Annotated in this window: 4 protein-coding genes; all 4 read right to left on the bottom strand. The window is 74.0% G+C overall.

Annotated elements, in window-relative coordinates; all coding sequences use genetic code 11:
• The coding region (locus ACFUEL_RS36220) for an SDR family NAD(P)-dependent oxidoreductase (RefSeq protein WP_380241919.1) at positions 1-585 on the bottom strand (585 nt) is incomplete at its 3' end.
• An 87-nt stretch (positions 586-672) separates the two neighbouring features.
• A complete protein-coding gene (locus ACFUEL_RS36215) occupies positions 673-1,248 on the bottom strand; it encodes a TetR/AcrR family transcriptional regulator (RefSeq protein WP_380241917.1) in 576 nt (191 codons plus the stop codon).
• A gap of 67 nt (positions 1,249-1,315) precedes the next feature.
• On the bottom strand, positions 1,316-3,667 hold the full coding sequence (locus tag ACFUEL_RS36210) for a sulfatase-like hydrolase/transferase (protein WP_380241916.1): 2,352 nt from the start codon (positions 3,665-3,667) through the stop codon (positions 1,316-1,318).
• The coding region (locus ACFUEL_RS36205; protein ID WP_380241914.1) for an ATP-binding cassette domain-containing protein at positions 3,664-4,184 on the bottom strand (521 nt) is incomplete at its 5' end. The genes ACFUEL_RS36210 and ACFUEL_RS36205, both read right to left, overlap by 4 nt.

Genomic DNA, 4,184 nt, shown 5'->3' with positions numbered 1-4,184 from the left:
GCCGGCCGGGTCGGTCCACAGGGCGGTGGCGGTGGGGCCGGGGGAGACGGTGTTGACCCGGACGCCGCGCGGGGCCAGCTCCTCGCTGAGGCGCTTGCCGTACTGGGTGAGCGCGGCCTTGGCCTCGGCGTAGCCGACCGGGGAGCCGACGGGGGTGCGGCCGTTGATGGAGGAGACGTTGACGATCGCGCCGCCGCGCTCCAGCAGGCTGGGCAGGGCGGCCCGAGTGGTGCGCACCGCGCTGAACAGGTTGAGTTCCAGCATCGCCGCCCACTGCTCGTCGGGGACGTCCAGCACGCTGCCCAGCACCAGCCGGTCGGCGTCGCCCGCGCCGACGTTGTTGACCAGCAGGTCGATCCCGCCGACCGCCTCCAGCGCCTGCCGGACGGCCTCGGCCGCGCCCTGCGGGGTGCCCAGGTCGGCGACGGCGACGGCCGCCGCGACCTCGGCCAGTTCGGGGGTGGCGGTGCGGGTGGCCCCGACCACCTTGACGCCCTCGGCGGCGAGGGCGCGGGCGACGGCCAGGCCGATGCCCCGTCCGGCGCCGGTGACCAGGGCGGTGCGTCCGTCGAGTCCGAGCTTCACGGGGGTCCTCATTTCCGGGGTTCTTGAACTTGGGGTCAAATATTCGGGCGTACGGGACCCCCTCCCGGAGGAGGGGGCGGGGAGGGGTCAGAGCGGGGCGACGGCCGTCTCGATGGCGGCGTGCAGCGTCTTCCGGTCGAAGGTCCGGGCCGCGACCCGCAGGCCGGCGACCGTCACCATCAGGAAGCGGGCCTGCTCGGCCGCGTCCACCGAGGCGGGCACGTCGCCGGCCAGCTTGCCGCGCTCGATCCGGGCGGCCAACAGGTCGGTGCTGCGCTCCACCGAGCGGCGCACCGCGGCGGTGGCCTCCTGGTCGCGCCCGCCGAGCTCCAGCGCGGTGTTGACGGCCAGGCAGCCGCGCCGCACCGGGGCGTCGTAGTCCGCGTCGACCAGCATCCGCAGGTAGGCGCGGATGCGCTCCTTGGCGGTGCCGGGCCCGGCGAGGAACTCCTCGGTGAGCTCGGCGCCCGCCCGGTCGTAGCGGCTCAGCGCCCGCCCGAACAGCTCCCGCTTGGAGCCGAAGGCGTGGTAGAGGCTGCCCTTGCCGATCCCGGCGGCCTCCGCCAGCTCGGCGGGGGAGGACCCGGCGTAGCCCTTGGTCCAGAACACCTCCATCGCCTGCGCGACGGCGGCTTCCTCGTCGAACTGCTTCGGCCTTCCCATGCGTCTGACGGTACGCCATATTTGACCCAGGGGTCAACAACCTTCCGGTCGCCGACCCCCGCGCTTCCTACTCGAAGGCCGCCGCCGCCTCGCGCAGCGCCCGCACCACCGTCTCCGGGTCGTACGGCGCCGCCGGCCCCGGCAGGTAGGTCACCGAGCGCAGCACCCCGGTGTAGCGGAACGAGCGGTGGCGCTCCCACACCGGCCAGGACACCGGCGACTTGCGGTCCACGCCGACGCTGATCCCCTGGAACGGCGCCATCCCGATCAGCTGGTGCACCGGCCCGAGCGCGCCCGCCGCCACCCCGTCCACCCGCACCTCGAACCGCCACTTCAGGTCGGCCACCGCGGTCGCCTCCAGCGCCACCAGGTGCGCCCCGGGCGGCAGTTCGCCCGCGTCGGCCTCGAACAGCTCGCCGTACTGGTTGTACGCCAGGCGCAGCCGCCCGTCCTCCACGTACAGGCTGTAGCCGCCGCCCTGGTCGCCGTGCGAGACCAGCACGCCCTGGTCGCCGGCCCCGTGGTGGTCGAGCGCCACCTCGGCCGTGAAGGAGCGGAAGGCGACCAGCCGGGAGGAGCGGTAGCGCTCCAGCTCCGGCGTCCCGGCCAGCAGGGTCACCGGGCGGCGCAGCGCCTCCTCCTCCGGGTTGCGCAGCGCGAAGCCGCCGGAGGCGTCGGCCAGCGGGAAGACCCCGTCGCGCCAGGCCGCGTCCTCCCACGCCCGCGCCAACTCCTTCACCAGCTCCGGGTGTTCGGCGGCCAGGTCGCGGATCTCGGTCGGATCGGTGCGCAGGTCGTACAGCGCCCATTCGCCGTCGTCGTAGGGCGCGCCCGGCCGGTGCAGGGTGACCAGCTTCCAGCCGTCCCGGTAGTACGAGCGGTTGCCGGTCATCTCGCAGTACTGCTCCGGGTGGGTGGACGGCGCGTCGGCCGCCCGCAGCACGGACGCGAACGACACCCCGTCCAGCTCCTGCACCGGCACCCCGCCGCGCTCCGACGGCCGCTGCACGCCCGCCAGTTCGAGCAGCGTCGGCAGCAGGTCGGTGACGTACTGGTACTGGCCGCGCACCCCGTCGTCGCCCGCCGCGCGCGGCAGCCCGGCCGGCCAGGACAGCACGAACGGCACCCGCACCCCGCCCGCGTGGGTCTGCCCCTTGTACAGCCTGAACGGCGTGTTGGAGGCCATGCCCCAGCCGCGCGGGTAGTGCACCAGCGACCGCGGACCGCCGATCAGGTCGATCTCCCGCTGCACGTCCGGGTTCCAGTCCGCGGGCAGGTGCGGGTGGTGGACGAAGCGGCTGAAGTAGCTGCGGGTGCCCTCCGCGCCGCCCTCGCCGGTGCCGCCGTTGTCGGAGGTGAACACCACGATGGTGTTGTCCAGTTCGCCGAGCTGCTCCAGCACGTCGGTCAGCCGCCCCAGGTTCCGGTCGACGCTGTCGACCATCGCGGCGTACACCTCCATGTACCGGGCGTACAACTTCCGCTGCACCGCGTCGAGTTCGTCCCACGCCCCGACCTCGTACCCGGCCTCGCCGTTGCGCTCCGGCAGCTCGGTGCCGGGCGGGAAGTGCCCGGCCGCCAGCTGCCGGGCGAAGCGCCGTTCGCGCAGCTCGTCCCAGCCGCCGTCGTAGCGGCCCCGGTGCCGCTCGAGGTCCTCCGGCTTGGCCTGCAGCGGGCCGTGCACCGCGTTGTGCGCCAGGTAGAGGAAGAACGGCTTGTCGGCGTCGTGCGCCCGCAGTGCCTTCACCATGCCGATCGCCCGGTCGGTGATGTCGTCGGTGTAGTAGTAGCCGTCCGGGAACTCGTCGATGTCCAACGGCGAGTTGTCGCACACCAGTTGGTGCGGGTGGAAGAGGCTGGTCAGCCCCTCCAGCACCCCGTAGTACTGGTCGAAGCCCTTCTGCAGCGGCCAGTTGGCCCGGCTGTCGGCCGCCGAGGAGGCCGAGTCCCGGGTCAGGTGCCACTTGCCGACCGCGTACGTCGCGTACCCGGCGTCGTGCAGGGTCTGCGCCAGGGTGGGGATGTCGTCCGCGATCTCCATCCCGTACCCGGGGAAGCCCGGGTCCGCGTTGGCCACGAACGCGTACCCCACCCGGTGCGGGTTCAGGCCGGTCAGCAGCGCCGCCCGGGCCGGCGAGCACAGCGGCATGGTGTGGTAGTTGGCGAGCTTCACGCCCCGCGCGGCCAGCGAGTCCAGGGTCGGCGTCGGCACCTCCGAGCCGAACGGCCCGATGTCGCTGTAGCCCAGGTCGTCGACCAGCACCACCACCACGTTCGGCGCCCCCGCGCGCGGACGCACCCGGCGCGGCCAGGACGGCACCGACTCGCCGAACGTCCGCCCCACCCGCCCGGGGAAGCCCGCGTACGGGTCGCGGCGCCGGCCGGCGCCCTCGATCGTCTCGCTGGTCGTCTCGGTCACAGCAGGCTCCCGGAAGTAGGATGGGGAAGGGACGGGACGGCCGCCAACAGCTCGGCCGTGTAAGGGTGTTCGGGGGCGGTGACGACCCGGTCGGCCGGGCCGCTCTCGACGATCCGGCCCCGGTGCAGCACCGCGATCCGGTGGCTGACCTGCCGCACCACCGCCAGGTCGTGCGCGATGAACAGCACCGCCAGACCCAACTCCCGCTGCAGGCGCGCCAGCAGGTCGATCACCTGGGCCTGGACCGACACGTCCAGCGCCGACACCGGCTCGTCGCACACCAGCACGCGCGGCTCCGGCGCCAGCGCCCGGGCGATGCCGATCCGCTGCCGCTGGCCGCCGGAGAACTCGCGCGGCGAACGGGCCGCCGCCGACGCCTCCAGGCCCACCTGTTCCAGCAGTTCGGCCACCCGGGCCCGCCGCCGCGCCCGGTCGCCGATCCGGTGCGCGATCAGCGGCTCGGCGATGCTCCGGCCCACCGTCAGGCGCGGGTTGAGCGAGGCGTACGGGTCCTGGA

Source organism: Kitasatospora sp. NPDC057198 (assembly GCF_042670125.1).
GTDB lineage: Bacteria > Actinomycetota > Actinomycetes > Streptomycetales > Streptomycetaceae > Kitasatospora.
This window is presented reverse-complemented; position numbering and strand designations above follow the sequence as displayed.